The 6,536-nt window shown below is 62.1% G+C and carries 7 protein-coding genes; 3 read left to right on the plus strand and 4 right to left on the minus strand.

Translation table 11 applies throughout. The features are described 5' to 3' along the window. Positions 1–1,288: aminotransferase class III-fold pyridoxal phosphate-dependent enzyme (locus tag KBT70_RS17530; protein WP_296637220.1), on the minus strand; the 1,288-nt coding region annotated here is incomplete at its 3' end. A 427-nt stretch (positions 1,289–1,715) separates the two neighbouring features. Between KBT70_RS17530 and KBT70_RS17535 the strand changes: the two genes are divergently transcribed. The 3 genes from KBT70_RS17535 to KBT70_RS17545 all read left to right on the plus strand — a co-directional run bounded on the left by KBT70_RS17535 (position 1,716) and on the right by KBT70_RS17545 (position 4,872). Further along, on the plus strand, positions 1,716–2,714 hold the full coding sequence (locus KBT70_RS17535; RefSeq protein WP_296637223.1) for an ABC transporter substrate-binding protein: 999 nt from the start codon (positions 1,716–1,718) through the stop codon (positions 2,712–2,714). A gap of 86 nt (positions 2,715–2,800) precedes the next feature. Further along, on the plus strand, positions 2,801–3,610 hold the full coding sequence (locus KBT70_RS17540; protein ID WP_296637226.1) for an ABC transporter ATP-binding protein: 810 nt from the start codon (positions 2,801–2,803) through the stop codon (positions 3,608–3,610). After that, the gene (locus KBT70_RS17545; protein ID WP_296637229.1) at positions 3,607–4,872 is read left to right on the plus strand and encodes an ABC transporter permease subunit; all 1,266 of its coding nucleotides are present in this window, start codon (positions 3,607–3,609) and stop codon (positions 4,870–4,872) included. Before KBT70_RS17540 ends, KBT70_RS17545 begins: the two co-directional genes overlap by 4 nt. Before the next feature lie 42 nt (positions 4,873–4,914). On the opposite strand, the gene KBT70_RS17550 is transcribed toward KBT70_RS17545, so the two are convergent. From KBT70_RS17550 to KBT70_RS17560, 3 genes are all read right to left on the minus strand, one after another. Continuing rightward, complete coding sequence (locus KBT70_RS17550) at positions 4,915–5,760, minus strand: DUF1989 domain-containing protein (protein ID WP_296637232.1); 846 nt, start codon at positions 5,758–5,760, stop codon at positions 4,915–4,917. A 1-nt stretch (position 5,761) separates the two neighbouring features. Continuing rightward, complete coding sequence (locus tag KBT70_RS17555) at positions 5,762–5,977, minus strand: hypothetical protein (RefSeq protein WP_037270251.1); 216 nt, start codon at positions 5,975–5,977, stop codon at positions 5,762–5,764. Between the two features lie 4 nt (positions 5,978–5,981). Then, positions 5,982–6,536, minus strand: a 555-nt coding sequence (locus KBT70_RS17560) for a peroxidase-related enzyme (protein ID WP_296637235.1), incomplete at its 5' end; no start/stop codon positions are given.

Below are 6,536 nucleotides of genomic sequence, written 5' to 3' on the forward strand. Positions count from 1 at the left end.
GGATCGAACGGTTGGTGGCACCGATGATGACGCCCTGCGCCATGCAGTCGGCGACAACGGCCTGAACCCGCTTTTCATCCATCGGTTCCTTGGTGGCGCGGTCGGCAACCAGTTCGGCCCCGAGAAACAGACCCTTGCCGCGCACATCGCCGATGACGGCATGCTTGTCCTTGAGCGCGCGCAGCTGGTCGAGCATGTAGTCGCCCATCGCCACGGTGTTGCCCAGAAGATCCTCTTCTTCGATGATCGCCATGTTTTCCAGCGCCGCAGCGGGACCGGCGGTGCAGCCGCCAAAGGTCGAGATGTCGCGGAAATAGTTCAGCGGATCGGTGGTGTCGTCCTTGAACATGTCGAACACGCGCTCGTTGGTGACACAGCAGGCGATGGCGGCATAGCCCGAGGCCACACCCTTGGCCATGGTCACGAAATCGGGCTCGACCCCGTAATGCTGATAGCCGAACCATGTGCCGGTGCGGCCGATGCCGCAGACAACCTCGTCGATATGCAGGAGGATGTCGTATTTGCGGCAAATCTCTTGCACGCGGGGCCAGTAGCCCTCGGGCGGGGTGATGACGCCGCCGCCGGCGGTGACGGGCTCGAGGCAGAGCGCGCCGATGGTGTCGGGGCCCTCGGCCAAGATCACCTCTTCGATGGCATTGGCGGCGGCGATGCCATAGGCCTCGCCATCCAGATCCCATTGCGCGCGGTATTCAAGGCAATGCGGCACCCGAACGAAACCGGGAGTATAGGGGCCATATTGCGCGTTGCGCTGATCCTGCCCGCCCGCCGAGAGACAGGCGATGGTGGTGCCGTGATAATCGCGGTCGCGGTAGAGGATCTTGTGCTTTTTGCCACCATAGCGCTTGTGGGCGATCTGGCGCACCATCTTGAAGGCCTTTTCATTCGCCTCGGAGCCGGAGTTGGTATAGTAGACGCGGCTCATGCCGGGCATTTTCGAGATCAGTTTCTCGGAGAAGAGCGCGCCGGGGATCGAGCCTGCGGAACCTGCGAAATAGGGCAGTTTGATCAACTGGTCGCGCACCGCGTTGGCGATACGTTCGCGGCCATAGCCCACGTTGACCGTCCAGACGCCGCCCGACACGCCGTCGAGATGTTCCTTGCCCTTTTGGTCCCAGACGCGCATGCCGCGCCCTTCGACGATGATGCGCGGATCGGCCTTGGGATCAGTGCCGCTCCAGGGCGCGTGTTGAATCAGGTGATGCCAGACATGCGCGCGGTCGGCCTCGACCACGTGGGAAATGTCGTTGTCGCGAAGTTTGCCGTCCATGGCGATGCTCCATCAGGTTGAGGCCCGGCGCGGGGCGCGGGCCGTCTATGTATATCACGGGTTGTCCTGTCCGCATATCAGCCGAGATTCCGGGCAGATCGTTAGGGCCAGACGATACCATTAAATAGGTCCAGAACACCCCGCCACCGCATGAGTCAGACTGTAACTCTCTGGCAGATTTCGGTTTTTCATCTGCGGGGGTCTGGGGCATGGCTGTTTCAGGCTATCCGAAAACCTCTTTTCGGAAATACTGAAATGATCTTAGGTCTGCTATAATTGCGTTGATCGGTGCCTGTGGATCGGGTTCACTCTGGGCTGTTGCCTGTTCCGGAGTGCATGTGAGCCACGAGGCCCGGACGCAGGAGAAACCCGCCGAAACGTGCGGTGTGAGACAGAAAAACGATTGTAACCAACGGGAGAAGACAAGATGAGCATGAAAAGCAAACTGATGTCGGCGGTGGCGGGCGTGGCCTTTCTGGCGGGGGCCGGGGCGGCCAGCGCGGAAGAGATCACCGTGGCCTATTTCCTCGAATGGCCGATGCCGTTCCAATATGCCAAGGAAATGGGCACCTATGACAAGGAAATGGGCGTCAAGGTCAACTGGCGTGCATTTGACACTGGCACCGCGATGAGTGCCGCGATGGCGTCGGGTGACGTGCATCTGTCGGTGAGCCAAGGTGTTCCGCCCTTCGTGGTGGCGACAAGCGCCGGACAGGATTTGCAGACCCTCGACGTGGCCGTGAGCTATGCCGACAATGACAACTGTGTCGTCGCCTCGGCGCTGGAGATCGACAAGACCAACGCGGGCGAACTGGCCGGCAAGAAGGTTGCCGTGCCGCTGGGGACAGCCGCGCATTACGGGTTCCTCAAGCAGATGACCCATTTCGGCGTGGATATTTCCACCATGGAGGTGGTCAACATGGCACCGCCAGAGGGGGCTGCCGCCATCGCGCAGGGCGCTGTTGATATGTTCTGCGGCTGGGGCGGATCGCTGCGCCGCGCGCTGGAGCATGGCAATGTGTTGTTGACCGGTGCCGAAAAGGAAGAGTTGGGCATTCTGGTGTTTGACGTGACATCCGGCCCGGCGGCCTTTGTCGCGGAAAACCCCGATCTGGTCGCCAAGTTCCTGAAGGTGACAGCAGATGCCAACGCGATGTGGGCCGATCCGGCCAATCGCGACACCATGCTTCCGGTCATTGCCAAGGATAGCGGCATGGATCTGGAGGCCACGGCGTCAACGATCGACACCTTTGTGTTCCCCTCTGCCGAGGAGCAGTTGACCGCCAAATGGCTGGGTGGCGGCGCTCAGGAATTCATGAAGGGCGTGGCCGAGGTCTTTGTTGAGGCAGGCAGCATCGATTCGGCGCTGGCCACCTATGAGAACAACGTCAACACCGGACCGCTGTCCGCTGCCAACGGCATGTAATCCCACCTGACGGAGTGAATGAGGCCCGCCCCGCGCAAACGGGCGGGCCTTTGCCCAACAATCCCAAAGAACAACAGGGGGTGGGGATGTCGACACTTTCCATCGAAAACATCTCGATGCGGTTCGATCTGCCGAATGGCAGCCACGTGCAGGCGCTCAAGAATGTCTCGCTCGAGATCAAGACCGGCGAGTTGATGAGCGTGCTGGGACCGTCGGGCTGTGGCAAGACCACGCTATTGAACATCCTTGCCGGGTTTCTCGCCCCGACCGAGGGGCAGATCACGCTGAACGGGCATCGTGTGACGGGCCCCGATGCCGAACGCGGCATGGTGTTTCAGCAAGGCGCGCTGTTTGAATGGATGAGCGTGCGCGACAATGTGAGTTTTGGCCCCCGCATGGCGGGCAAGCGGGAAAAGGACTGGGCCGGCACTGTTGATCATCTACTCGATGTGGTGGGCCTGCGCGATTTCAAGGAAAAGGCGGTTTATGAACTGTCGGGCGGGATGCAGCAGCGCGTGGCGCTGGCGCGGTGCCTTGCCAATGATCCCGATGTGATCCTGATGGACGAGCCGCTGGGCGCGCTGGATGCGCTGACGCGCGAAAAGATGCAAGGGCTGGTTCTGAAGCTCTGGAAAGAGACCGGCAAGACCATCATCCTGATCACCCATTCGGTGGAAGAGGCGCTGCTCTTGGGCGAGCGGCTGTTGGTCATGGCACCGCGACCGGGGCGGGTCCACAAGGAATACCGCCTGCCCTTTGCCGAGATGGGGGCGGGCCGAGACCTGCGTGAGGTCAAGAAAGTGCCTGATTTCGCCGCCAAGCGAGAGGAAATCCTGACGATGATCTGGGACATGGAAGAAGAGATCATGGGCCGGACAGAGGAGGCGGGCGCATGATCATCCTGATCATCTATGTGGCGATTTTTGCCGCGTCGTTTTTCGTCGTGCGCTTTGGCGTGCGCAAATTCCGGCAGATGAACGATTTTACCTCGCTCAAGACGGTGACATTCGGCGACGAGAGCGCGGTGCGCCCGGACCGCTGGGCAAGCGTGATTTCGGTGGTCACGATCTTTTTGATCTGGGGCGCGTTCACGGGCAGCAAATGGGTGCCCATCCATGCGCCGGGGCCATTCATCGGCGATACCGAGTTCACCTATACGCTGGAGGCCCCCGACGGCAGGCGTGACGATGCGACAGTTGCGGTGCGGGTCTTTACCGTGGGCGAGACCGTCGAGGACCCCGTGGTCGAGCCGGGCGATGGTTTTGCCAAGAATGACGTGCTGACGGTGGGCGCGTGGCGGTCTCAGCTGTTGCTGATGGACAAGAATGACGAGGTGACGCGCGACGAAGGCGCCAAGGTGATCGCGATTGATGGCAAGCCGGTGAGCGACGGCCAGACCGTTGCCGTGGCTGATGGCACCGTGGCCGTCACAGCCAAGGGATCGCTGAATTTCGCCCCCACCAAGGGCATGCAGATGGAGCCGATCTGGTTGCCGCCGCCCGAAGCGGTGCTGTCCCGCCTCATCGAAGTGTCTAAACAGGGGTATCAGAACTTTACCCTCTGGGAGCATCTCTATTGGTCGCTGTTCCGTGTGATCGTAGGCTTTGCCCTGGGTGCGCTGGTGGGCATACCGCTGGGCTATGCCATGGGTCTGAGCGATTGGTTCAGGGGCTGGTTTGATCCGATCGTCGAATTCATGCGCCCGGTGCCGCCCTTGGCGCTGATTCCCTTGGTGATCATCTGGGCCGGGATTGGCGAGAGCGGCAAGATCATCCTGCTGTTTCTGGCCGCGCTCTGGATCATGACGATTTCGGCGCGTGCCGGTGTGTCGGGCGTGGCGATTTCCAAGGTGCATGCGGCCTATTCGCTGGGCGCAAGCAAATGGCAACTGATGCGGCATGTGATCGTGCCCAATTCCCTGCCCGAGATTTTCACCGGCGCGCGCGTCGCGATGGGGGTCTGTTGGGGCACGGTGGTGGCCGCCGAACTGGTGGCGGCGGAAAAGGGCGCGGGCATGATGATCATGGTCGCGAGCCGCTTTCAGCTCACCGATATCGTGCTGATGGGGATCATCCTGATCGGGGTAATCGGCTATGGCATCGACATCCTGATGCGCAAAGCGGAAAACTGGCTGGTGCCATGGAAGGGCCGCGTCTGAGGCAAGATCCGGGCAGGGTTAACCCCCTGCCCTGCCCCGTGTTTACCGCCCGTGGCTGCGGTCATAGCCATTGCGTGCGGGGCTGTGCCAGCCGTTGAGCGCGCCCGGTGCGGGGGCAAAGACCTCGACCAGCATCGGGTAGCAGGCGGCCGTGTCGCTGGTATGCTCGGACGAGCAATCGCCACCGGGACAGGCGCTGAGCGCACCCAGAATGTCGATCTCGGCAAAGAATTCCAGATAGTCGCCGGGGCGCACGGGGCTGGCCTTCATGAAATACTGGCCCGTGTCGCGGGTAAAGCCGGTGCACATGAAGACGTTGAGCACGTCGTGAATATGCGGTTCCGCCTCGGCCAAGGATACGCCCAATTCATCCGCCAAGGCGCGGGTCAGGTTGGAGTGGCAGCAGTGGTGATACTGCACCCCCGACAAGAGGTTGCCCGTGTAGGGATCGCAGCGGGTGCCGATCACGTCATGCACCGAGCCGCCGAAATTGTCGATGCCATACCAGCCCAGACTATCGCCGGTGATCGTGGCCATCGGGCGCAGATGCGGAAAGGACGACCAGAGGCGTTCGCCGGTGGTGACATGGGTGCCATGAAGCGCGCGGGTCTTGCCGGAATAGAACCGCTCGGTCAGGTCGCCCGCGTTCCAGAGGTTGAGATCGCCCACCTGCGGGCCATCGACGCTGGTGATGCGAAAGAATTGCCCCGCCTCGGCGCGAAAGCAGGCCGCCTCACGTGGGGCAACCAGCACCTCGGCCACTTTGGTCGCCCCGGCGCGGGCGGTCTCGTAGAGCGCCATATCGGGTTCGGGCAGCGTGTCATTGGGGTAGCAGATCACGGGCGGCACGGCGCGGCGGGCGGCGGCATCGGCGGGGGGTTTGGGCATCTCAGTCCTCTGGAACGTCGCGGGGATTTACCGCGCAATCCAAAGGCGGTTTGCCGGTGGATGTAAAGACCTGCGCGCCGCAGGCCATGCAGCGGTAATAGGATTGCCCGTCGCGATCCTGTCGTCGGTCCGCGCGCCAGCGGCACGACCTTGTGCGCCGGTTGGACAGGATCAGCACCAGCACAAAGGCGATGATCAGCCCTGCGACTACCAGCATCGGTTTACCCCTTGGCCATCGCCTCGACCATCGCGCCAAAGCGGCTGTAGGTGGCGGCCTGATCCTCGGGCGTGGTGCCGGTTGCGGGATGCCCTTCGGGGGCCTCGGCATAGTCGAAATTGACGCCTGTGCCTTCGATGATCCGGTTCATCATGTTGAAGAGCGCGCAGACCTGCACCGCTTCGTAAAGTGCTGCCTCGGACCAGCCCGCGTCATAGACCGCCTGCGCGTCGTGCTGCACGAGGCGGCTGGGCAGGGTGTTGAGCTTGGCCACATAGGCCAAAAGCGGGCGCAGGTTTGCCTCTATCGGCGCGGTCTCGACATCCGCAATCAGCGCGTCGATGAGGGCTGCGTCGATGCCGAACACCTCGGCATAGGCGCGGTGCGCGCCCGCGCAAAAGGTGCAGGCATTGAGGGCAGAGACATAGGTCGCGATGAGTTCACGAGTTCCGATGCTCAGCTCTCCGTCGCCGCGCAAGAGCCCGTCGGTGTAGTCCATCAGCGGGCGCACGTTGCGGGGAAAGCGCGCATAGAGGTCCATCAGATGCGCGGGGTTGGG

It is taken from the genome of Roseovarius sp. (assembly GCF_018066915.1).
Lineage (GTDB): Bacteria > Pseudomonadota > Alphaproteobacteria > Rhodobacterales > Rhodobacteraceae > Roseovarius.